Consider the following 23,469-nt stretch of genomic DNA (forward strand, 5'->3'; position numbering starts at 1 on the left):
ATGCGTATTAGTTCAGATTAACTTCTTTGATGTATTCGTTAACCAAATTTCTTTGCTCGTCTGAATTGCTCAATTCTTTACGAAGAATTTTTTCAGCAATATCAAGTGCTAATGTTGCTGTGTAATTTTTCACTTCATTCAATGCAGCATTCTTTTCTGTTTGAATAGAAATACGGGCAGCTTCAATTAAACGATTGCCTTCAGTTGTTGCTTTAGCACGGGCATCTTCCAGCATCGTTGTTGCAGCCTTTTGTGCTTCAGCAAGAATACGATCACGCTCAGCTCTAGCTTCTACTAATAATGCTTCATTTGTAGCCTGTAATTTTTCAATATCCGCACGCGCTTTATCAGCAGCAGACAATGCATCTGTGATCGAATCTTCACGCTCTCTTAAAGCGCTCATGATAGGTCCCCATGCAAATTTTGACAATAAGAACAATGTAACCAGGAAGATTACTGTTTGCCAAAAGAATAGACCTAACTCTGGTGTGATGATACTTAATAAAGCCATATATATTGTAAATAATGATGTTTCAATAAAGAAAGTATATTCCGAGACCTAATGTCAACGGAATATACTTCTAAGCAATTACGCTAGAGCGATCAATAGACAAACTACTACACCGAAAAGAGCAACACCTTCAATAAGTGCCGCTGCAATCAACATTGCAGTTTGAATTTTTCCACTCTCAGATGGTTGACGTGCAATAGATTCTACTGCGCTGCTACCGATACGACCGATACCTAAACCTGCCGCTAATGCTGCAACACCTGCGCCGATACCAGCACCTGCTAATGCAAGACCATCTAATAAAATTGAATTTAACATAGTTGTATTTATTTATTATTGAATGAAAACAAGTGGATATTAATGTCCGTGATCATGATCGTCATGCGCATGTTCTTCAACTGCAGAGCCGAAGTACATTGCTGCCAATAACGTAAACACGAATGCTTGAATAAGTGCAACAAACAATTCAAGGAATGTCATGAACAAACCGAATCCTACACTTAAAGGAGCGATATAAATATTCTTAAACAAGAAAATTAAACCAATGAAACTTAATATAATGATGTGCCCTGCTGTAATGTTTGCAAACAAACGTATCATTAATGAGAATGGCTTTGTAATCATACCGATCACTTCAATTGGCATAATTATAATTCTCAATGGTAGCGGAACACCTGGAGTCCATAATATGTGTTTCCAGTAATATCCGTTACTGTTAATTAGTGTCATGATGAATACAATGATTGCAAGCATTAATGTTACTGCAATATTTCCTGTTAAGTTAGCTCCTCCAGGTAATAAACCTAAAAGGTTGTTAAACCATATAAAAAAGAATACTGTTAATAAGAAAGGCATGAAACGTTCGTATTTGGGACCAATCATCTTAATTGCTATTTCATCACGTACATATGAAACAATTGGCTCAAAGAATGACTGAACTCCAGTTGGTGCTTTCCCTTTATTTTTAACATATCCTTTGGCAACTGACGTGAAAACGAAAATCAATAACGCAGCGCTGAATATAAGTGAAGTAACGTTTTTAGTGATTGAAAAATCGTATACGGCAATTGTTTTATCTTCTACACCTTCCGCATTAACTGCAAATATATGTTCGTGTAAAATTCCATAGCCTTTGTATGTGTCGCCATGGTCAAATTTAGATGATAAGAAAACTGACAAACCACCTCGCTCTGCAGAATAAACAATTATTGGTAATGGAATTGTTGCATGGAATGTTTCTGTATTGAAGAAATGCCATTCATGAGAATCCGAAATATGGTGCATGATCATTTCTCCTGGATTGAATAGAGTCTGTGCCTGACCCGTTTCTTCCTCAATAATTTGATCGTTTGGGTTTATCGCGAAACACACTATTGACGCCATTGACATCAATAAAATAAGTAGTAATTTGTTAATTTTCGTAGCCATTTCTCTTTGAATCGGCGCGCAAGTTACGCAATAAGTGATAAATTTCAAATGAAGCATATAGAATGTAGAGAATAAAAAAATTCGCTACGTAAGTTATCTTATTACCTGATAGATATACCATGCTAAATAGAATGAAAAACAAGGAGCAAATGAACCTTACAGCCATGGATCCTAAGTAAAATGTATGAAATTCTTCTCTGCTTTTTAAGCCCAAATTCGCAATAACATGTGATAAGATTGAAATAACACCAAAAAAGCCTTGGATCGTCCAAAAATGATTACTTATAAATGCTGGCTTTACGTACGTAAGGGTAATTGCAATACCGGATGTTAGAATTAGCAAGATTGTATAGCCAAACCAGAAGTTTGACAAAATTGAGCTATTCTCCTCTTTTTTGATCATTAATGACATCTATTATAAACTTTGTAATACTTCCAATTACACCGAAAAGCATAAAAAAAACAGTGTTCCACTTTCCTTTTACTTCAAAATGCTTGTCCAGCCACCATCCAATGGCGCCAAAAACACAGATTGTTGCAATCATTTGGAATCCGATAGCAGAATATTTGGAGAATCCTGTTAATGAGGATTTTTTCGGAATATCCTGTTCGCTTTTCATAACACAAAGGTAATACTTTATTTAACCGCATCGAAAGGTTTTTTTACACAATCTATTTTTATCAAAATCGTTCTAATGTATCTGTTAAAACTTATACGTTTTACTATCTTTGACTAAATGAATACAAATAAGCACCTCGTTTCAATACCATTTACTTTTTTTTTACTCTTATTAGCTGTTGGAGTAACATCGGTTTCATGTAGTCAGGAAAGCAACTCATTTGTAGCACGAACATATCACAATTTACTAGCACGAGACAATGCTTTTTTTTTGGCGAGAGAACGCATGAAGCTTGTTGAAGTAAAAGTTTATGATTTAAAAGAAGATAATTACAACGTCATTCTGCACCCGATTCCACCTCTGGATACGAATAAAACAAAGGGACTTAGTGCACAATTGGATGATATTATAAAAAAAGCCTCTATACCTATCAGAAGACATAAAAATAGCGACTATGTTGATGATAGCTATATTTTAGTAGGACGTTGCCGTATGTACAAAGGCCAATTCAAGATGGGTATGGATACATACAAATACATGAATGCGAATGGCAAAGACGACGATGATAAAACTGAAGGCTTGATCTATTTAATGCGGGCATATATAGCGGCTGGCCAATACGACAATGCAAAGACGGTATGTGACCACATCGAAAAACAAAAAGAACTGTCTGTTAAAAATAAAGCCTTATTCAATGTTACAAAAGCAGAGTATTTAAGGATCTACGAACGATATGATGAAATGATCCCTTTGCTTGAAGAAGCTGCGCCACTTCAAAAAAAGAGAGATATTCGCTCTCGAATGTATTTCATTCTTGGTCAAACCTACCAATTGAATGGCAATGATACTTCTGCATACAAAAATTATCATAAAGTTGTTAAATCAAATCCTCCGTATGAAATGCTGTTCATGGCACGGCTGAATTTGTATCAAGTGTCAAATGTTAATGATGAATCTTCTAAAGCTAAATTAAATAAGTACTACACAAAGCTTTTAAAGGACCCGAAAAACGAGGAGTATAAAGATAAAATATACTATGAAATGGCCGTGTTTGAATACAAGCAGCAAAATAAAAGTAAGGCTATTGAATATTTAAAAAAATCATCTCAAGCAAGTAAATCCGGAGGAGTTCAAAAAGGCTTTACGTATTTAAAACTTGCAGAAATTTACTACGATGATTTAGAAGATTACGAAAATGCTGCTGCTTATTATGACAGCACCGCAGCAACATTTAATAAAAAAGATAAACGTTATCCGCTTATATCCAAACGTGAAAAAATTCTGGATGAATTTGTTAAACACATAAATACTATTAAACGACAAGATAGTTTATTAGCCGTTGCAAAATTAGACACTCTCTCATTAAACAAGTTAATTGATACAATTATTGCTCGAGAGCAAGCTGCTTATCAAGCAAAACAATTGGCTCTGAAAAAACAAAAGGAGAATGCTGCCAATGCAGCAGCCAATGCGGCCAATACACCTGTCGGCGCAATAGCTAATGGAGACCCAAGTGCTGTCAGTTGGTATTTTTCAAATGCAACAGCAGTAAAAGATGGTCAAATAGAATTTACACGGAAGTGGGGAGATAGAAAACTGCAAGATCATTGGCGCCGATCCAAGAAGGAAGCTGTAATAGATTTTGATGCAGATGCGCCGAAAGATACTACTAAATCAAAAGGCAATCCTGATAAAATTGCTGAGCGGGAAAAAAGTGACATTACTACATTAAAAATAGATCGAAAAAAATATTTAACAGATATTCCATACACCGACAAACAAAAAGCTGAAGCGAATAAAAAAATCGAAGATGCACTTTTTCAAGTGGCGAATATTTATAACCATAAATTAGATGAGACTGATCGTGCCATACGTACATACAACAAACTATTGGAACGTTATCCTAAAACCGAATATGAGCCTGAAGTGTTATACAATTTATATTTGATATATAAAGAAAAGAAAGACACAAAGAAAGTTGAATACTATAAAGACTTATTATTCACTAAACATCCGAACTCTATTTATTCTAAATTAATTCGCAATCCGAATTATTATAGAGATACAAAAATTGCTAATAAAAATGCAGAAGCGGACTACAGAAATGTATACGACTTGTATAAAAGCAATAAGTTCTTTACTGCTGATTCTGTAGCCTCCAGCATTATGGCTAAGTATCCGGATAGTGATATATTGGATAAGCTGGCGTATATTAAAATTCTTTGCACAGTTAAGACAGGAAAACCGGCTGAGCAGACTCAAGAAGAAATAAAAATATTTACAGAACAATTTCCTGAAAGTAAATTATTGCCTTTAGTAGAAGATTTATCGAAAGCGATTGGCCAAAAAGGGGTAATACCCGTTAAAGATCCTGAGGCTAGTGAAGCACAACAGGATAAAGCTTCACCTCTACCTGCTGATGCAACCGAAATAACTCCGCCTGACTCGAATCAAGCTGAGCCTCCATCATTGGAACAAAAGTAAGTACGATCAACTTATTGAAATTTTAACCGAATGAAAAATAAAATTATCCGTTTAACAATTGCTCTCTTTTGGATTGGATCTATTACAGGCCTTGCCTTTATGTGGCTATGGTTTTATATGGTCTCCTCCAATACAGGGGATTGGTTCGGCCCAATGCCAAATCTGGAAACGCTTGAAAACCCTAAAACAAATTTATCGTCTGAACTCTATACAGCAGACGGCGTAATTATTGGTAAATACTACAGGGAGAACAGGACAAATATTTCTTACGAAAAAATATCTCCAAATTTAATCAATGCACTTATTGCAACAGAAGATATTCGATTTGAAAAACATTCTGGTATCGATTTACAGGGAAGCTTTGCTATTTTATGGTATTTGTTCAAAGGTGACAAACGTGGTTCTAGTACTATATCACAGCAACTTTCCAAAAATTTATTTAAAACTAGAGGCGAAAAATATGAAGGAGGTTTGTCAAAATCAAATAACAAACTAAAACTTGTAATCAATAAAACAAAAGAATGGATTACGGCTGTTCAGATCGAACGTTCTTATACAAAGAAAGAAATTATTACCATGTATTTAAACACGGTAGATTTTGGAAGTAATGCATTTGGTATTGCAACGGCGGCTCAAACATTTTATAGTATTCCTCAGGATAGTCTTTCTATAAATCAAGCAGCTGTGCTTGTTGGGCTCTTAAAGGCTCCGACATATTACAGTCCTATTTACAATCCGGACAATGCACTCGCAAGAAGAAATACCGTGTTGGAACAGTTGGAAAAATATTCATTTATAAGTGCGGCTCAACAGTCTTCCTTATCAAGCCAACCTCTTAATTTAAAGTATGAAGTTGAGAATCACAACAAAGGCTCTGCTACTTATTTCAGAAGTTATATAACAAGATATTTGTTGCGCTGGTGCGCCGATCGCAATATTGATTTGTATGAAGATGGAATAAAAATTTATACCACGATCGATTCCAAAATCCAAACTCACGCCGAATCTGCTGTGGCAGAACATATGGCTTACCTTCAAAGCAAATTTTTTACTTACTGGAAAAACAAAACACCATGGCGAGATGAAGAGATGAAAGAAATACCCAATTTCATTGAGCGTGTAGCAAAAACAACAGAACGTTGGAAAATGTATAAAGACATTTACGATGGAGATACTGTCAAAGTCTGGGCAGCGATGAACCGAAAATTGCCGATGCGTATTTTTAGCTGGAAAGGTGAGATTGACACCATGCTAAGTCCAATGGATTCCATTCGTTACTACAAGCATTTTTTGCATGCAGGCATGCTCTCAATGGATCCGCATTCGGGCTATATCAAGGCTTGGGTTGGAGGTATTGATCATAAGCATTTCAAATACGACCATGTAAAACAAGGGACACGTCAGCCAGGATCGACCTTTAAACCTTTTGTATATACTGCCGCTCTTGACCTAGGCTATAGTCCTTGTTACGAACTACCTGATCTGCCTGTAACATTTGAAACAGGGGTTGATAATGAAACATGGACACCGCAAAACAGTGACGGGGTATATAGCGGAGAAATGTTTACAATTCGAAAAGCAATGGCAAACTCCATCAACAGTATTACAGCGAACCTTGTTAAAAAAGTGGGGCCTCAGGCAGTTGTAAGTTATGCGCAGCGCATGGGTATAACAACACCTCTTGAACCAGTACCTGCATTATGCCTTGGCGTATTCGACGTTTCGTTATACGACATGGTAGGCGCATACAGTACATTCGTAAATCAAGGTGTTTGGACCGAACCACTATTCATTACCCGGATTGAAGACAAAAACGGCAACGTATTGCAGGAGTTTGTTCCCAAAAGAAGAGAGGCGCTAAGCGAAGAGACTGCATATTTAATGGTTCACATGTTGAAAGGGGCTACAGAGGAAAAAGGTGGTACTGCTTTAGGATTAAATAAATATGGACTCTTATGGAATGGAGCAGAAATTGGTGGCAAAACCGGCACTACTCAAAACTATTCTGATGGATGGTTTGTTGGGATTACAACACAGCTTGCAACGGGTGTCTGGGTTGGTGGAGATGATAGAAGTATTCACTTCAGAAGTATGAACGATGGTCAAGGAGCCAGAATGGCAATGCCTATCTGGGCTATCTTCATGAATAGTGTTTATAATGATCCGAAAACCGGTATTGTTAAAGAACGTTTTCCAATGCCTGCAAATCCGCTGAGTGTAGAAATAAACTGCAAGAAAGTTAAGAGTGATTCTATCATGCAGCGTTCAAATACGGGCAACGCAAATCCAACAAATAAAAAACAAGTAATACAAGATTTTTGATTGCGTAATGTATGCTTGACAAAGAATCTATACGTGCATTATTAAGAGAACTTCCTTTATCACCTGGTGTATATAGGTTTTATTCCCAGGAACAAGAATTGATTTATGTTGGTAAAGCCAAAAGCCTTCGTAAAAGAGTTTCGAATTACTTTACGAATAAAAAAAATCTAGATCAAAAAACGCGCAGCATGGTTCGTAAGATCCATCATGCAGAATATACTTTAGTAAATTCAGAATACGAAGCGCTTTTGTTAGAGAACAATCTAATTAAAGAGAACAAACCTAAATACAATGTTCTGCTTCGTGATGATAAGACCTATCCCTTTATTTGTCTAACCTCTACAGATTTTCCTACTCTAATAACAACTCGAAAAATCGAAAAAAAGAATGGTGAATTTTTCGGTCCTTACACGAGTGGGCGTGCTATGGTTGCGCTAGTTGAGTCATTACGAAAAACTTTTTTTATTCGCACATGCGACCTTAATTTATCCCCTAAAAATGTCTCTTCAGGAAAATTTAAAGTTTGCCTAGAGTATCACATAGGGAATTGTAAAGGTCCTTGTGAAGGAAAACAAAGTGCAGAAGAATATGAGATAGCGATTTCGCAAGTACGAAATATTCTAAAAGGTAATTTTTCTTCTGTTAAAAAGTATTACCATGAAAAAATGCATCAGGCAGCTTCAGAGATGCAATTTGAAAAAGCTCAATTCTTAAAAGAGCGCTTTGATTCTGTTGCAGGCTTAGAAAAAAGTAGCTTGATTGTAAATCCGGATATAAACGATTTAGAAGTCTACACCTTCGTCAAAAGAGAGCACAGGGCTGCAGTGAATTTTATGAGCATCTTTCATGGATCTATTGTTCGAACAAGAACCATAGAGTTGAAAGCTGTGCTTGAAGAAACGGATGAAGAATTATTAATGCATGCTTTGTTTATGATTCATGAACAAGGCTGGGATTCGAGCAAAGAAATAATCTGCAATATTGAATTACCCATCCTATCCAACTATTGTAAAGTAAGCGTTCCGCAAAGGGGGGATAAAAAAAAACTGATCGACCTGTCCTTGAAAAATGCCTGGCATACACTTACCCGATACGATGAGAATAAGAAAGAGAAACCCGAATTGCGCATATTAAAAACAATGCAAGCGGACCTATCATTGAAAGATCTGCCTCTCCATATTGAGTGTTTTGACAACTCAAATATTCAAGGAACAAATCCGGTTGCGGCTATGGTTTGTTATAAAAATGGCAAACCATCTAAGAAAGATTACAGGCATTTTAATATAAAAACAGTTGTGGGGCCGAATGATTTTGCATCCATGTATGAGATCGTTCACAGACGCTATAAGCGCATGCAGGAAGAGGCTATACCTTTTCCCAACTTGATTGTCATAGATGGAGGTAAAGGTCAACTATCGTTCGCTTGTCAGGCTTTAAAAGACCTGGGGATTTACGGACAGATACCCATTGTAAGCATTGCAAAAAACCTGGAAGAGCTTTTCTTTCCGGGTGATAATGATCCTCTGTATTTAGATAAAAAATCCGAATCATTAAAATTAATCCAACAGATCAGGGATGAAACCCATCGATTTGCTATTACATTTCACCGCCAGAAAAGAAGTGCGGACACAATGATTAAATCTCAATTTGCTTCACTAGAAGGCATTGGGCCGGCAACACAAAAGAAGATTTTACTGCATTTTAAATCTTTTAAGAGAATGAAAGAGGCCTCTTTCTCAGAACTCGTACAAATTGTAGGCGCCACAAAAGCAAAACAAGTATTTGATCAATTAGGCCTTAAAACAGATTGAAAATAACTCTTATTTGTCAAGTTTTATAAAACAAAAAGAGGTGCTAAATTATTAGCACCTCTTTTTGTTTTATATGAATAACAGGGTTATCGTATCTGTTATAGAATTAAAATTCCCAAAGATTGTGTTCGTACTCTAAAAGTTCAAATGCTGCCCACTGAGAAGCCATGATACCTTTTTGTTGATCACCACCATAAATATCAGTTAAATAACTGTCTTTAGGGTTTGAAACCTTAATGATGTAAGAGCTGAATAATCTTAGATCAAATGCATCAGCAAGATTTTTATGCTCTCTTTCATTTTCTGGATTGAACCAGATAGCTTTAGGGTTATCCTTAAACAACTTTTCACAAAGTTCTTTATAAGAATACGATGCTAAAACATACTGAATACCTTTGATGTTTTTATCAGCAGGGATGTAAAGAGTGATGGCATCAATATCGAAATATTGTCTTGAACGTTGTTTGTCAAATAACCATTCTTCTTTAATCTCCAATTGATAAATATCCGTAGGGAAGAATTTGTCTCCACCAACAGAAGTTGCTCTATAAGAGTAATCTTCGTTTTGGAACATCATCAATGTGTCTTCAGGTGTATATGCTGGAGCATCACTTGGCATAACTAATGCCGCATTGAAATCATCCATAGACAACTGTTGACCATTTCCTAATGAATCATTAGCATAAGGAGTAATAAGTCCTGCTAATGTAGCATCGATTATTAATCTTGAGAATTCTCTGTTTCTAGAGAACAAAGGTAAATTTTGTTTCTCTCTCAAGTCTAATGCTCTGATAACGGTCTTCTTATACATGATATCTGATGTATGAATTGGACGCACAGAGTATTTATTGAATCCTGTAGCATATGGGTCTTCCCATTGTTTAGCAGGTGTCTCTTGTGCATTAGCTATAGAAGCCAATGCACAGAAGATAACGGATACGATAACACTTAATTTATTCATAAGTATAATATTTTAAATATTACTGAATTGGAACAGTAAAGATTGGAGTACCAATGTTTACTTTTTCTTTTTCACCTAAGAAGTTCGTACGATATACATCCTGAACTTCAATGATCAAACGGTCACCAGCTTGAGCTTGCGATGCAATACTGCTTAACGTAGCCATTTCAGTTGTGAAAGATTGTTGAGTTACAGGTCTTTTACCTCTAGCCAACATTACATTCCATTTTGTAACTGTATAACGAGAATCTTTAGGTAAGAATGCAGAGAAAGATTCATCAGCTTTCGCTTTGATCTGAATAGATCTTGGACCTGGTGCAGCAACACCATTCTTCTGATCAAGTTCTTTACCACCACTCAAAACCTGTATTGTAGGCTTAGGGATACCTCTAACTTTAAAGTCAACAGATCCAATAGGACTTCCGCCACTAGCAACGTTCAATTTAACACCTGTTGGGTTGTTAGGAATAACAACTACAGAACCTTTACCCATTGGTTTTAAAGTAGCACCAGATGCTGAAAATGAAGGATTGTATGTAGCACCCAATGCAGGAACTTGTACACTTAATTCATTTCCGCAACGTAAATAAAGTGCGTTAACTGATGCAGATTGGATTTGAATAACCGGTTTAGCAACTACATAATCAAATGCTTGAGTGAAAGTAGTATCTTTCCCTTTTGTATTGATTGTAATAGCACCAGTCCATTTTTGTTTTGAATTACCTTCAGCATCGTAGCTAGAAGCTGCTGCTCTGAATTTAATTTTACCTCTGCCTTTTTCTACTGGTACCGAAGCACCATTTCTTTTCATTGTAGGATTTACAGCAGAAGAAGATGCAGCTAAGAATAAATCAGCTTCGTAATCAGTACCAGCAGCAACTGTGCTTGATTTAGCAACAGCTACAGGGAACACGTTATCGAATTTCAAATCCGCAGCACCAACTTGCGCAGCTAATAAATCTAACGCTTGAGTTTCGATTTTCTTAACTTCAGATTCAAACGTTGCCATTACAGCAAGAGCAGCAACTAAAGGAGTTTCAGCAAAGTTTAATTTACCGAAATCTTTAGATTTCTGATCTGGCTTTTTAGCATATTTTGGATCTTCTTTGCCATCCATTGCTATTTTAACTTTTGGCATGTCTTTACCTACAATTCCAGGTAAAATTTCTTGGCCGAATTTGTTCAAGCTAGTTTGTAGAGCATATGCTTTACCACCTTTTGAACCTTCAGTACCTACCATTAAACGAGCAATAGCTTCTTCTTCTTTACCGCCTTTGTAAGTTACACCGTCATCTTCGTAACCACCAGATGCAATGATCATTTCTTTACGAAGACCATTCATCTCGTCGATCATTTTAGCTGTAGCTGTTCTAACTTGAACGGCTTTATCTGAAACGGCTTTATCCTTACCACCACCATCAGCAACCGCTTTGTCGATTTTCTGAACTGTAGTAGCGTTATTTTTATCTGCTGCACCAACAGCGTACATTAAGCTTTCATCTAAGAAGATGAATTTTTCCATGATCGCAGAACTTACTTGTAGAGCCAACAAAGCTGTCAATACAAGGTACATCATACCGATCATCTTCTGTCTTGGTGTTTCTTTACCTCCCGACATATAGTTATATTTTTATAAGATGATTTTTAATAATTAAAACTAATTACCAGGTATGAATTAACCTCTCATTGCAGTTAACATGTTGCCATATACACCGTTCAATGAAGTCAAGTTTTTAGACAATTTACCTAATTCTTCTTTGAAAGCTTGAGTATCACGAGATGCATCAGCCATATTTTCCATTGCAGAAGACAAGTTAGCGTAGAACTTGTTCATTGCACGTAAGTGATTGTTTGCATCAGATAATTCCATTTCATAAACAGCGTTCAATGCACCTAAGTTTTTAGTGATTTTTTGAACTTGTTCGTGGTAACCTTGAGCATCTACAGATGCACTAGCCATACCTGACATAGCTTCTGCAGTTTTAGAATATGCATCGTTCATTTTGTTTAATGAACCAGTAGCACCTCTAACAGCTGAAGTATATTCACTTGAAGCAACAGTAGCGTCAGATAAATCAGCCATTTTAGATACGTTTGTGCTTAAGCTATTCAAGCCTTCACCTAAACGACCGATTACTGATTGGTTGATATTAGCAGAAGCCAACATATCATCTAATTTAGCAACAGTACCAGTAGCAGTAGCAGGCTCATCGTCATCGCCATCAAAATCTTCTGCTAATTGAGGATATACTCTAGACCATTCTGGATCTTTGTGAGGCTTTTGGAATGCAGAGATAGCAAAGATAGCTGCTTCAGTTCCCAAACCAACAACCAACATCGGACCAGCAAATGGCCAGTGCATGATTTTGAATAATGCACCAATAATAACAACCGCAGCACCTAGACCATATACCTTAGGCATGATCACGTCTTCTAATAAATTTTCGCCTTTCTTGCTCATTTTAGTAACAAAAGTTTAAAGTTTAACAATTTGTAGTTTATGTTCAGTTTAATTAATTACTCGGATAAATTAGAATTCGTAACCAGAAGAACGACCTAGGTATGTCATTACTGTACGGAAACCAATATAAGATTTAGCTGTATCTTGGTATTCAAATGTTCTTGTACCTGTTTCAAGATAGTATGCAATATCTTTCCATGAACCGCCACGGATTATTTTTCTAGCTTCATCGTCATTGTAATAAGTTGGATTCAAATCCCAAACGATAGGTACTGCTGCATCATAATATGCATCTTCACACCATTCAGAAATATTACCTGCCATATCATACAAACCGAAATCATTAGAGAAATATGATGCAACCGGAGATGAATACATAAATCCATCATCATAATAGTTACCTCTACCTGGTTTAAAGTTTGCTAGCATACATCCTTTTGAGTTACGAATGTACGGGTTACCCCATGGATATTTAGCCATATCACGACCACCACGAGCAGCATATTCCCATTCAGCTTCAGATGGTAATCTGAAACGTGGCATTTGCCATAAACCGTTTTCAGCTCTCCAGTTATTCATGTGCTGAGTTCTCCATTCACAGAAGTATTTCGCAGCCCACCAGTCAACACCAACAACTGGATACTCATCAAATGCAGGGTGTGCATAGTAGTATTCCATCATTGGGTCACCCATATGGTGAGAGAAATCTCTAACCCATACTGTTGTATCAGGATATAGTTCAGCCATGATATAGTCTTCTCCTAATGTAGCTACAGAATCTTCTAGCATAACATTCATGAATTGACGATACTCATTGTTAGTAATTTCAGTTTCATCCATGTAGAATCCACCAATTGTTACTTGCTTGTTTAAGTTTATTTGAGTTGCAGGAACATCTTGATCCGCTTGACCCATGTGAAAAGTACCTGAAGGGCATACAACCATACCATAAGGCACTGTTTGTACCCAAGACTCTCTACCTTCTACACCGATAAGATCTCCTCCTCCATCTGTAGGACCTTTGCTACAGCTTTGAGTCATAAAAAGACCTGCTAAAGATGCTAAGATCGCAAAGCGCTTTCCGATAACACTGACTTTATTCATAATCCCAATTTTAATTTATTGTTTCCCGTTAAAGTATTTTCCTGAAGTCCATTTCTTCCGAAACAGAATCTCTAAACTAGTATTTTTGTTGAACTAACGCAAATATTAATCAATTATTATTTTTATGCAATTAATAATAAGTTTACTACAATTTTTATTTAATTGCATAACTAACTCAGATAGTATGAGTTAGCAAATAAATTAATATTCTTCTTGTCTGTATCTAGGTGTACGAACAATAGGCTTAGCAGCCAACCATGGTGAAGGAATTACATAAGATAGCATGATCTCATGTGAAGTTTTTGTTTTAGCCTGTGTACCACTCGTTACATAATCAAATGCATAACCGATTCTCAAAGCATTCGTCCCCTCCTTATTTTTCATTAAATTCATACCAATAAGGAAAATAATATCATCGTTTGCTATTGTACTTCCACCTTGAGTAACTTCTTTGTTTGCAACAGACTCTCTAGCACTGATTCCACCATAAAATTTGTCATTATAGGTAACCATAGCACCGAACAAATATGTGTAGTTTTTTGTATCTGTTTGAAAAAATGCATTTGGAGTCAATTTAATCATGCCCCCACTCAGATTAAATGTATATCCGGCAGTTGCATACATATGGCTGCTTAATTTGGAAGCTATTGAGGTATCAATTCCGTATGTATATTTTGTTCCGGTAAAGTGAGAAGCACTAACGCCAATATAATATTTAGGTGTTTGCCAATATAAACCAGCAGCTACATCCGCTTTCATTTGACTTGAAGGGCTTGATATCAATGATTTATATATTGGATCATCTTTGTCAATTACATTATACCAGTTACTGTTTAAATTTTCATATCTAAATCCAGATCTTAAACCAACGCCTAATTTGCCTGTTTTAATCTTAAAATGATATGCTAATGAAAGTTGTAATTCAGTCGTATTGATAGGTCCTTTTGAATCATATAAGAAATTTAAACCTGCCCCTGTGCTTTTTTTAAAGAATGGAAGCAACGTTGATGCCGTCATTACTGCACTTGTTGGAGAAGTCCCACCGGGTGCATCAGAACTGGATGAATAACCTAACCACTGTTTTCTAAAAATTCCAGTGAAACGAGTATTTCCTTCTAAACCTGCATAACCAGGGTTATAATACATAGAATTAAACATATAATGGCTAAACTGGGCATCTTGCTGCGAAAATGCAGGAAGTTCTAAGCAAAGAGTTGCTAAAAAAATGAAAAGAAGACGACTGATTTTTCTCATATATAGTTATATGTATTGATATTGACTGAAATTAATAGCAGTAAGTTTATCTAAATCTAAACAAATCTACAGAATTCATACATGATTCAAAGGAATAAGGTTACAATTTTTTTCCTTTTTTTGTAAAACAATTGTATTTATTTAATATTATTAGCCTTTTTAATATACAATTCTATTGCTCCCGTCATTGAAGGCGCATTTGGCAAAGGTGCCTCAACATCCAAAATTAAGCCTGCGTCAAGCACTGCTTTTGCAGTAGTTGGCCCAAATGCTGCAATTCTAGTCCCCTTCTGTTCAAAATCAGGAAAATTTACATACAATGAACTGATACCTGAAGGACTAAAGAACGTGATCATGTCGTAATTAACATTTGCCAAATGCGATAAATCACTGGCCACTGTTTTATAAAAAACCGCTTCAGAAAATGAAAATCCGTTTTGTGATAAAAACATTGGCATGTCATCTTTTCTTATGTCCGAACATGGATAAAGAAATTTTTCTGCTTTGTGTTTCTTGATTACTTCTTCTAAATCCTTTGCTGTCTTTTTGCCAACAAAGATCTTACGTTTCCTGATTACGATATATTTCTGTAAATAGTTTGCTGTTTGCTCTGTAATACAAAAATACTTCATTTCAGCTGGCACTTCAATTTTTGCTTCAGCGCATATTCTAAAAAAATTATCTATCGCATTGCGGCTTGTAAATATTACCGCTGTATGAGATAGTATGTCTATTTTTTGCTTTTTAAATTCTTTTAACTCAACCTGTTCAATTTGAATAAAAGGGATAAAATCAATTTTTAGATTATATTTTTCAGCCAACACATAATAAGGCGATTTATCGTCTGTTGGTTTTGGTTGAGAAACCAGAATGGTACTAACCTTCTTAAATCTACTGTCTTTTACCTGTTTGTCTTTTGCCTTAATTTCACTCATGGTATTCTTAATGGAATTTACCTTTCTGATTTTGCTAACCTAATAAAAATCTATACGCAATTATTAGGGGTACTATTTCAGCGGTGCAAATGTACGAAAATAAATAAATATTTCTAAGTTCAGACCTAGAGTAAATCATATAACTTGTTAATAATGAAATTATAACAAGTATTATAAAAAAGAATAATGTTGCATAGCTTGCCATATGATGAACATAAGATATTGGTAATAAGGCAATTGAAAAAAGTAGTACGGGAAGAATAAATAAACCTGCCTGGAATAAATAATTCAATAGTAAGTAATTTTGTAACGGCGAAACACCTGAAGGGAATGTCAATTCATTAATTACTTTTATATAAATAATTTTCAAAACCTGCATTAATGCGAATGTGGAAAACAGATAATAAATGTATGAGCCAATACTGGAACTGAACGGGAATTTGAATGGGAAATTAAAATATACTGCATCATCTCTAAGTAATATATAATAGATAATCATATATAAGAGTGAATTGATAACAATCAATGTTATCGACATCATTCCACTTCTATCCAGCAATAATAATTCAGTATTTCTGTCAAGCCCAATATTAATAAGCGTTCGGCCTTTCATGAAAATAAATTTATACAATACAAGAATCACACAAAACAATAAAATTGAAAAGATAAAAACATTTCTATAATAAATATTAGATCGCAGTAAAGAAACTTGTGCCCAGCTATCTTTCGTTTCTTGGTAGGTACTCGGAAGCAGCATCTGTAAGCTCAAAGAATCAGTGTATAAGCGCGATGTCGCATTATAAAACAATAATAAATATTGATCCTGAGATTGAAATTTGCTTATGCTTTGGACAGCTATGCGAGCCCTGAATGGATCTTTATTTGTAGCATGCTTATAAATAAGCTTATTCTCAACAAACAAGGTTAATCCTCGTGTCGAATAAAACGAGACATAATATTCTGAACCAATATTATTGTGTAAAAAAACACCTCCGTTTTGAATTGAAGTTTTCTTATCTAATAATGGAATGTAGGATTGGTAATATTTATCATATACCTGCCAATCGTTACTTAAATCTTTAACGACAATATATTTACCTGTTTCCGCATTACTTTTCATGCAGAAAATTAGCAGAATCGTTATGAAAATAAATCTCATTAGCAGTTGTTCAATTTAATTTTTCTGTTGTACAGAAACTCAACCACAAACATAATTAAAAAGATTATTGTATACATTGCAAACACCAATATTGTAGAATTAACATTCTTCAAATTAATAAAAACAAGCACATTCAAGATTGTATAGGCGCAATACAAAAACACAATGCCTAATGATTTTATACCTAATCTACTTAATCGATGGTGCAAATGATTATTGTCAGGTGAAAAAGGACTATTGCCACTAAATAATCTTATTGCAAAAACTCTTAAGGTATCAGCAACAGGTAAAACTATAGGTGCCATAGCAAAAATAGGCATCGATGCGTGATCTCCTCCTGTTACTTGATTTATAGAAATTATCTTAATTGCAAAAAAGGCTATAATAAACCCACATATTAGCGAACCTGTATCTCCCATAAATATTTCTGCTTTATAAATATTGTACTTTAAAAATGCGAGTACTGATCCCGCCAAACAAAAACACATTAATAATTCGGGGTTATATTCTGCTCCTCCTAAAAACAAAAACATTCCTCCATATATCACGCAAGCCAATAGCGCCAAGGTTCCTGCTAATCCATCCAATCCATCTATTAAATTAAAAGCATTTGTTATACCAAGTACTACAACTAACGTAAACAAATAACTAATACCTTCTGGTAATTCTGTTATGCCTAATAAACCATAAAAATCTCCAATTCGAATATCTCCCAGAAACACAATAATACTGGCTGCCAATATTTGAACAAAAAATTTTTTAAAAGCTGACACTGATACCATATCATCTTTTAGTCCAATAAAAAAAATAATGATTGTGGATGCGATAAGTTTTTGAATACTGTGATTAATCTCTCCAAAAAGCATTAATGATGATATGAAGCCCGCAAATATTGCTAAGCCCCCAAGTCTCGGTGTGTCCGTAATATGTAATCTTCTGTTGCTCGGAATGTCTAATAGTTGCTTTTTATGGGCAACCTGAATAATTGAAGGGATTGCAAAGAGTGCGACAAAAAATGCCCAGAAAAACGTTAATATGGAATAAAATAAAATCATTTTGAAACTTTTTGCAAGATATACGAAAAACTAGAACCTTGAGACTAAACCAAAGTGAATTTTTGAAAGATTTAAACTTAGAGGTTGATCTTTTGCATATCCAAGCGCATAAATGAACTGGAAAATCCCGGCCTTTGTACTGAAGCTGATACCTGTTCCAAATCCGATTGGCCAATCGGTATAATCACCATTAAGCTTATTGTGGACATAAGCTTGATTCGCAAAAAGCATTACATACGAAGATTCATCTGTAAAATATCTGTATTCCAGAGTATAGATAGCATAGTCTGATACATAATAATTATTCTCATTAAACCCTCTTAACGTTTTCAAACCACCCACTCTATACAAGTCGCTCAATACTAAATTTTGACTTTGTACAGTACCTCCTTGAAATTGATTTAACAAGGTCGCTTTTTTACCTACTCGGATAAATGCCTGCACACTTGTTTCTCCAGTCCATTGCATAGCACTTGTTGGAATAGCAATGTCAGTACTCAATGATTCGTAATTGAGTATCTTTTTATTCCCGGTTGAAACATCAATTGTAACGTTCCATCCTTTCATTGGATAAAATATATCATCGAGCGTCATTAAAGTATATCCTACTCCGTAATTGAAAAATTTAAAATCATAATTATTTCCTTCGTTGCTATTTGTTTGAGTGCTACCTAAGGCTGTATTAGATTTAAGACCTGCAAAAAATTTTATTTTGGACGTTGCATTTAATCCCATGTAAATAGCTGCATTCCTGTCAAGTGTTAAAAATGAAGTATCTTGTTTCAATAAGTTAAAATTTAATTTAATATCTATATTAGAATGAAAAAGCCGAGGATGTAGATAGGACGTTTTCAATAATTGCGACTGTACATCAAACCGTTTCCACTGTACAGACAACTCTTTGCCTGATTGCAATAAATTTTTCAAATTCATATTAAACTCTCCTGTCAAAAGCATTTTTTTTGAAGAGCTTGAATTGGGTTGAAACCCTATATAACCATCTAACTGATTACACTTTCTAACATTCACAAATAAGACAGGCTGGGCCTTGCCGGCTGAGAAAAAAATTTCCGGCGCCTTTACTACCTTTAAGTATTGTAATTGTTTTAGTTGACGTTCCAGATTTTGAGCCTTTTGCTGATTATACAGCGCACCTGGTGTAATGCCCAAATAACTTTCTATATATTTTCTTTTAACCCTTGCTGATCCGACAAGTGCTACGGTATCAAAGCGTATGAGCGGGCCGGATTGATAATCCAATGTTGCACTAAAATATGATTCTGTCAGTTGTATAGAATCTAATTCAATGCGTGCAAATGGGAAGCCACTATTTTCAGAATATTTAATAATTCTATTTTCCAGTGATGCCAGCTCTTTATAACTAAATCGTGTTTTAGAATAAAACTTTTGCTTGTACCCGGATTTGTAAAGATATTCATCAGGTACATTGCCGCTATGCAGAATACTCCAGTTATGTTTGGATCCAACATGCACAAAAGCTTCCACTTGTTTATTCTTGTATACGACCGAATCCATCGCCGCTTCTAAAAATGACAGTTCATGTAATTTTAGAATGTATACATGTATTTCTCTCAATACCCCCAATGAATCTCTTAATACATGCTCGTATTTAACCGGCTTGAAATTTTCAGATGCATCATCATTATAAATATTTAATGACCAATCTTGTCCCAATGCGTTTGTTGCCGTACAAAGAAGTATTCCTAATATGGTAAATAGTTTGTGCAAATGACTTATTTTTACGAAAGATAGTAACAAACCCATTATTTATACTAACGATGTCGGGCATATATATACATATACCATATTGCCATAAAGCTTGTAATTATTGCAACTTCCATTTTTCGACATCTATGAAAGACATAAATAAAATGATCGATTCTATTTGTTTAGAATTGGAGAAAAAAAAACATTATCTGAATAACCCCATTGTCGAAACTGTTTATTTTGGAGGAGGAACACCGTCGCTACTGAACACTGATCAATTGTCCAGTATATTCCAATCTATCCAAGCTCACTACACCCTATCAAAAACAGCAGAAATTACTTTAGAGGCAAACCCCGAAGATATTAGCTCTAACTCGTTAGCCTCATGGAAAGCATTTGGCATTAACCGGCTTAGTATAGGAGTTCAAAGCTTTCAAGATCACTATTTAAAATGGATGAATAGAAATCATACCAGTGCGGAATCTTTGAATAGCATTGTACTCGCCAAGGAATATGGATTCGACAATATTTCAATAGACTTAATCTATGGCCTGCCAAATCTGGATGCAACAGCATGGCGAAAGGAGATCAATACAGCCATTGGCTTAAATATTACTCATGTTTCGACCTATTGTTTAACGATTGAAGAGAAGACTGCCTTAGGAAACCTGGTTGAAAAGGGACTTATTGATTTAAATAACGAAGAAACAATTGAACAACACATGCTGATTTTGATGGAGGCCATGAAAGATGCAGGGTATGAGCAGTACGAGATTTCGAATTTCTGCAAGCCGACTTTTGAATCCAAACATAATAGTAGCTACTGGAAACGAACGCCCTATATTGGAATTGGCCCGGGAGCACATTCTTATAATGGAGAAACCCGACAATATAATATCAGCAGTAACCCATTATATATTAAATATCTTAACACCCCCTCCTTTGGAAGTGTTTATACTGTAGAATCGTTAAGTGAAGACGATCAATATAATGAGTATATTTTAACGCGATTGCGAACAAAATGGGGAATCAAGCAAGAAGAAATTGCCCTATTCAAATCTGTAAATTTGTTAAAAATCAACCAATTATTAGATTCGTTCTGTCAAAATGGTTTTATTGTCAAAGAAAATGATATTTACAAATTAACAACAAAAGGCAAACTCCTTGCAGATGAGATAACTCTGAGATTGATGGTTTAAATAAAATCCTTTGAAAACTAATACGTTTTTTTAACTTTGTAGTAGAGCGTTCGTACTTTTATGTTATCCGAAGAAAAGAAAATATTACTCTTGCTGCATTTAATTATTTTCAACTATCATGGACTTGATGAAGGTGAAAAAGAATTATTGGCAGATTTAGCAAATCAATATGGGGCTGAAGAAGAACTAAACTGGGCTTATACAATGCTTGATAATGATTATTATAGCGCCCATGAAAAAATTCAAACTTGGTTTAAAGATGCAATAGATAGCATAACACCAGAGAAAAAACTTTGGTATTTAAGCACTGTTTGGCAAGCTTCGGTAAAAAAGGGGTTTATCAGTGAAATGGAGGCTACAGCCATGCTAAAAATTGCGCATGACTGGGGCATTCAAAAAGATTTATTGAATCTTATTCGTAAAAAATAAGTCATGCATCGGTTCATTGTTTTTTTATTTATTGGTTTTTTCTGTACCATACATTCTTCCTATTCACAAAAAATATATACACATCAAGACTCGTTAAGAGGCGGCTTATCTATTAATCGCACGTGTTTTGATGTTACCTATTATAACTTATCGTTGAAGGTTGATATTACTAATAAATTTATTCAGGGTTCAAATGATATTTTTTTCAATGTAGTGTCTAATACTTCTCAAATTCAATTAGATCTTTTTAGCAACTTAATTATTGATTCTGTTTTTTCAGGCAAGACAAAGCTTGCGTATAAAAGAGAAGGTAATGCTTTTTTTGTTTTCTTTCCAACTGAATTAATTAAAAATGAATCTCACGTTGTTACAGTTTTCTACGAAGGCAATCCAATCATTGCAAAAAAAGCTCCTTGGGATGGTGGCTGGGTATTTACACAAGACAGTTTAAAACGTCCGTGGGTGGGCGTCGCATGCGAGGGTATTGGCGCAAGTTTATGGTGGCCAATGAAAGATCATTTGAGTGATGAGCCCGACAGTATGCGTATACATTATACAGTGCCTTCTACGTTAACAGCAGTGGGCAATGGTACACTTGAATCAACAATATCGAACACGCCCAATAAAGGTCCACAGACTATAACCTATAACTGGAAAGTTAATTACCCGATAAATAGTTACAATGTTACGTGTAACATTGCGCATTACGCACATATACATGATACGCATATACAAATTAATAAAGATTCATTAGCGATTGATTATTACATTTTAGATTATAATAAACAAAAAGCAATCAATCATTTTAAGCAAGTGCACCCAATGTTAACCTGCTACGAGAAGTATTTTGGCCCTTATCCATTTTTTAAAGATGGCTATGCAATGGTTGAGACACCTTACTGGGGTATGGAGCATCAAGGAGCTGTAGCATATGGCAATGATTACTCTAATAAAATAATTGATTTTGATTATATCATTATCCATGAAAGTGCACACGAATGGTGGGGGAATAACGTAAGTGTGAAAGATCATGCTGAAATGTGGATCCATGAATCCTTCACAACTTATGCAGAAAATTTATTAGTGGAATATATATATGGATATGATATGTCTATTCGCTACTTGAATCTGAATAAACCTTTAATCAAAAATGAATCTCCGATTGTTGGTCCGCTAAATGTTAACTATGAAGGCTGGGAAGACTCTGATATGTACTATAAAGGAGCGTGGATACTTCACACATTTAGAAGTGTTTTAAAAAATGATTCTCTTTGGTTTTCGATTCTGAAGGGAATGCAAAAAGATTTAGCATTGAAAACTGTACAAACGTCAGATGTTATTGCTTATATTAATAACGCTACCCATAGCGATTACACATGGTTCTTTAATCAATATTTATATAATGCAAAGCCTCCGATTCTTGAATATTATACCGAAAAACACAAAAAAAATATTCGAGTGTATTATAAATGGAATAATACTCAGGTTGATTTTCGTATGATGATCCCTTTGAATTTAACCTCTAAAGAAGTTCGGTATATAACTCCTTCGCTTGGAATACAGTATATAGATATAAAAAATAAAGAATACTCTAAAGATTTTTTTAACCTGAACTACAATTATTATTTATTAACGAATAGCAAAAACAATAAATGATTGATGTAAATTTTTAGAATAGAGTTGCTGATTTTACTTTTTATTTTTTCTCTGTTTGGCATTCACTACATGTAAACCTATTTTATGGAATCGAGCAGTAACGCGCTTAAGCCTGCTATTGCCTGAGTTTGTAAGAGGATTCAATGCTTCTTCCTTAACCATAGTATTTGTAGCCATTAAAAAACGGTATTCTATATCAGCCTCTGAAAAAAGCATAAAGTGTGCTAGCATAGTTTTACGGTTGTGTTATATAGACAATATACATACAAAATTATGTATTATGCAAAATAAGTAAGTTAAGCCGCCCTTTTCACTCAAAATATTTGTTTGCTCAATAAGCTATTTTGTTTTT

20 protein-coding genes are annotated in these 23,469 nt (G+C 35.0%); 6 read left to right on the forward strand and 14 right to left on the reverse strand.

Annotation, left to right across the window (positions count from 1 at the left end; genetic code table 11):
- Positions 1-7 precede the first annotated feature (7 nt).
- From A3EE_RS0109220 to A3EE_RS0109240, 4 genes are all read right to left on the reverse strand, one after another.
- On the reverse strand, positions 8-511 hold the full coding sequence (locus tag A3EE_RS0109220; RefSeq protein WP_018343159.1) for a F0F1 ATP synthase subunit B: 504 nt from the start codon (positions 509-511) through the stop codon (positions 8-10).
- Positions 512-589: 78 nt separating this feature from the next.
- The gene (atpE, locus tag A3EE_RS0109225) at positions 590-829 is read right to left on the reverse strand and encodes an ATP synthase F0 subunit C (RefSeq protein WP_011583588.1); all 240 of its coding nucleotides are present in this window, start codon (positions 827-829) and stop codon (positions 590-592) included.
- A 39-nt stretch (positions 830-868) separates the two neighbouring features.
- Positions 869-1,939: a F0F1 ATP synthase subunit A gene (gene atpB, locus A3EE_RS0109230; protein ID WP_018343160.1), complete on the reverse strand. Its 1,071-nt coding sequence runs from the start codon at positions 1,937-1,939 to the stop codon at positions 869-871.
- A gap of 380 nt (positions 1,940-2,319) precedes the next feature.
- Positions 2,320-2,559, reverse strand: coding sequence for an AtpZ/AtpI family protein (locus A3EE_RS0109240; protein ID WP_018343162.1), 240 nt, complete (start codon positions 2,557-2,559; stop codon positions 2,320-2,322).
- Between the two features lie 117 nt (positions 2,560-2,676).
- Here A3EE_RS0109240 and porW point away from each other — a divergent pair, with 117 nt between their 5' ends.
- The 3 genes from porW to uvrC are packed head-to-tail and all read left to right on the forward strand — an operon-like array spanning position 2,677 to position 9,176.
- Complete coding sequence (porW, locus tag A3EE_RS0109245) at positions 2,677-5,043, forward strand: type IX secretion system periplasmic lipoprotein PorW/SprE (protein ID WP_018343163.1); 2,367 nt, start codon at positions 2,677-2,679, stop codon at positions 5,041-5,043.
- A gap of 30 nt (positions 5,044-5,073) precedes the next feature.
- A complete protein-coding gene (locus A3EE_RS20325; RefSeq protein WP_018343164.1) occupies positions 5,074-7,365 on the forward strand; it encodes a penicillin-binding protein 1A in 2,292 nt (763 codons plus the stop codon).
- Positions 7,366-7,376: 11 nt separating this feature from the next.
- Entirely contained in the window at positions 7,377-9,176 is a 1,800-nt protein-coding gene (gene uvrC / locus A3EE_RS0109255) for an excinuclease ABC subunit UvrC (RefSeq protein ID WP_018343165.1), read from the forward strand.
- A gap of 106 nt (positions 9,177-9,282) precedes the next feature.
- Here the strand turns inward: uvrC and porN are convergent, their stop codons facing one another.
- From porN to A3EE_RS0109300, 9 genes are all read right to left on the reverse strand, one after another.
- Positions 9,283-10,137, reverse strand: coding sequence for a type IX secretion system ring subunit PorN/GldN (gene porN / locus A3EE_RS0109260; protein WP_018343166.1), 855 nt, complete (start codon positions 10,135-10,137; stop codon positions 9,283-9,285).
- A 19-nt stretch (positions 10,138-10,156) separates the two neighbouring features.
- Complete coding sequence (porM, locus tag A3EE_RS0109265) at positions 10,157-11,755, reverse strand: type IX secretion system motor protein PorM/GldM (protein ID WP_018343167.1); 1,599 nt, start codon at positions 11,753-11,755, stop codon at positions 10,157-10,159.
- A 57-nt stretch (positions 11,756-11,812) separates the two neighbouring features.
- Positions 11,813-12,598 (reverse strand): type IX secretion system motor protein PorL/GldL, encoded by a 786-nt coding sequence (gene porL / locus A3EE_RS0109270; protein WP_018343168.1) that lies wholly within the window; start codon positions 12,596-12,598, stop codon positions 11,813-11,815.
- A gap of 69 nt (positions 12,599-12,667) precedes the next feature.
- The gene (porK, locus tag A3EE_RS0109275) at positions 12,668-13,702 is read right to left on the reverse strand and encodes a T9SS ring complex lipoprotein PorK/GldK (protein ID WP_018343169.1); all 1,035 of its coding nucleotides are present in this window, start codon (positions 13,700-13,702) and stop codon (positions 12,668-12,670) included.
- A 201-nt stretch (positions 13,703-13,903) separates the two neighbouring features.
- The gene (gene sprP / locus A3EE_RS0109280; RefSeq protein WP_018343170.1) at positions 13,904-14,956 is read right to left on the reverse strand and encodes a type IX secretion system membrane protein SprP; all 1,053 of its coding nucleotides are present in this window, start codon (positions 14,954-14,956) and stop codon (positions 13,904-13,906) included.
- Positions 14,957-15,093: 137 nt separating this feature from the next.
- Complete coding sequence (locus A3EE_RS0109285; protein ID WP_018343171.1) at positions 15,094-15,891, reverse strand: uroporphyrinogen-III synthase; 798 nt, start codon at positions 15,889-15,891, stop codon at positions 15,094-15,096.
- A 34-nt stretch (positions 15,892-15,925) separates the two neighbouring features.
- Complete coding sequence (locus A3EE_RS0109290; RefSeq protein WP_018343172.1) at positions 15,926-17,011, reverse strand: DUF4271 domain-containing protein; 1,086 nt, start codon at positions 17,009-17,011, stop codon at positions 15,926-15,928.
- Between the two features lie 38 nt (positions 17,012-17,049).
- Positions 17,050-18,105, reverse strand: a complete 1,056-nt coding sequence (locus A3EE_RS0109295; RefSeq protein ID WP_018343173.1) for a glycosyltransferase family 4 protein — start codon at positions 18,103-18,105, stop codon at positions 17,050-17,052.
- A 30-nt stretch (positions 18,106-18,135) separates the two neighbouring features.
- Complete coding sequence (locus A3EE_RS0109300) at positions 18,136-19,854, reverse strand: BamA/TamA family outer membrane protein (protein WP_051081608.1); 1,719 nt, start codon at positions 19,852-19,854, stop codon at positions 18,136-18,138.
- Positions 19,855-19,904: 50 nt separating this feature from the next.
- Between A3EE_RS0109300 and hemW the strand changes: the two genes are divergently transcribed.
- The 3 genes from hemW to A3EE_RS0109315 are packed head-to-tail and all read left to right on the forward strand — an operon-like array spanning position 19,905 to position 23,117.
- Positions 19,905-21,032 carry a radical SAM family heme chaperone HemW gene (gene hemW / locus A3EE_RS0109305; RefSeq protein ID WP_026209702.1) on the forward strand — a complete coding sequence of 376 codons (1,128 nt, stop codon included), beginning with the start codon at positions 19,905-19,907 and terminating at the stop codon, positions 21,030-21,032.
- A gap of 60 nt (positions 21,033-21,092) precedes the next feature.
- The gene (locus tag A3EE_RS0109310; RefSeq protein ID WP_018343176.1) at positions 21,093-21,461 is read left to right on the forward strand and encodes a hypothetical protein; all 369 of its coding nucleotides are present in this window, start codon (positions 21,093-21,095) and stop codon (positions 21,459-21,461) included.
- 3 nt (positions 21,462-21,464) lie between these two features.
- Positions 21,465-23,117, forward strand: a complete 1,653-nt coding sequence (locus A3EE_RS0109315; RefSeq protein WP_018343177.1) for a M1 family metallopeptidase — start codon at positions 21,465-21,467, stop codon at positions 23,115-23,117.
- Positions 23,118-23,150: 33 nt separating this feature from the next.
- Here A3EE_RS0109315 and A3EE_RS0109320 read toward each other — a convergent pair whose 3' ends face one another.
- The gene (locus A3EE_RS0109320) at positions 23,151-23,348 is read right to left on the reverse strand and encodes a hypothetical protein (RefSeq protein WP_018343178.1); all 198 of its coding nucleotides are present in this window, start codon (positions 23,346-23,348) and stop codon (positions 23,151-23,153) included.
- Between the last annotated feature and the right edge of the window lie 121 nt (positions 23,349-23,469).

This window comes from Cytophaga aurantiaca DSM 3654, assembly GCF_000379725.1.
GTDB classification, from domain to species: domain Bacteria; phylum Bacteroidota; class Bacteroidia; order Cytophagales; family Cytophagaceae; genus Cytophaga; species Cytophaga aurantiaca.

What these genes read in the sequence shown, in the direction of transcription:
- A3EE_RS0109220 (WP_018343159.1), bottom strand. Translation starts at nt 511, where the DNA reads ATGGCTTTATTAAGTATCATCACACCAGAGTTAGGTCTATTCTTTTGG.
- atpE (WP_011583588.1), bottom strand. Translation starts at nt 829, where the DNA reads ATGTTAAATTCAATTTTATTAGATGGTCTTGCATTAGCAGGTGCTGGT.
- atpB (WP_018343160.1), bottom strand. Translation starts at nt 1,939, where the DNA reads ATGGCTACGAAAATTAACAAATTACTACTTATTTTATTGATGTCAATG.
- A3EE_RS0109240 (WP_018343162.1), bottom strand. Translation starts at nt 2,559, where the DNA reads ATGAAAAGCGAACAGGATATTCCGAAAAAATCCTCATTAACAGGATTC.
- porW (WP_018343163.1), top strand. Translation starts at nt 2,677, where the DNA reads ATGAATACAAATAAGCACCTCGTTTCAATACCATTTACTTTTTTTTTA.
- A3EE_RS20325 (WP_018343164.1), top strand. Translation starts at nt 5,074, where the DNA reads ATGAAAAATAAAATTATCCGTTTAACAATTGCTCTCTTTTGGATTGGA.
- uvrC (WP_018343165.1), top strand. Translation starts at nt 7,377, where the DNA reads ATGCTTGACAAAGAATCTATACGTGCATTATTAAGAGAACTTCCTTTA.
- porN (WP_018343166.1), bottom strand. Translation starts at nt 10,137, where the DNA reads ATGAATAAATTAAGTGTTATCGTATCCGTTATCTTCTGTGCATTGGCT.
- porM (WP_018343167.1), bottom strand. Translation starts at nt 11,755, where the DNA reads ATGTCGGGAGGTAAAGAAACACCAAGACAGAAGATGATCGGTATGATG.
- porL (WP_018343168.1), bottom strand. Translation starts at nt 12,598, where the DNA reads ATGAGCAAGAAAGGCGAAAATTTATTAGAAGACGTGATCATGCCTAAG.
- porK (WP_018343169.1), bottom strand. Translation starts at nt 13,702, where the DNA reads ATGAATAAAGTCAGTGTTATCGGAAAGCGCTTTGCGATCTTAGCATCT.
- sprP (WP_018343170.1), bottom strand. Translation starts at nt 14,956, where the DNA reads ATGAGAAAAATCAGTCGTCTTCTTTTCATTTTTTTAGCAACTCTTTGC.
- A3EE_RS0109285 (WP_018343171.1), bottom strand. Translation starts at nt 15,891, where the DNA reads ATGAGTGAAATTAAGGCAAAAGACAAACAGGTAAAAGACAGTAGATTT.
- A3EE_RS0109290 (WP_018343172.1), bottom strand. Translation starts at nt 17,011, where the DNA reads ATGAAAAGTAATGCGGAAACAGGTAAATATATTGTCGTTAAAGATTTA.
- A3EE_RS0109295 (WP_018343173.1), bottom strand. Translation starts at nt 18,105, where the DNA reads ATGATTTTATTTTATTCCATATTAACGTTTTTCTGGGCATTTTTTGTC.
- hemW (WP_026209702.1), top strand. Translation starts at nt 19,905, where the DNA reads ATGTCGGGCATATATATACATATACCATATTGCCATAAAGCTTGTAAT.
- A3EE_RS0109310 (WP_018343176.1), top strand. Translation starts at nt 21,093, where the DNA reads ATGTTATCCGAAGAAAAGAAAATATTACTCTTGCTGCATTTAATTATT.
- A3EE_RS0109315 (WP_018343177.1), top strand. Translation starts at nt 21,465, where the DNA reads ATGCATCGGTTCATTGTTTTTTTATTTATTGGTTTTTTCTGTACCATA.
- A3EE_RS0109320 (WP_018343178.1), bottom strand. Translation starts at nt 23,348, where the DNA reads ATGCTAGCACACTTTATGCTTTTTTCAGAGGCTGATATAGAATACCGT.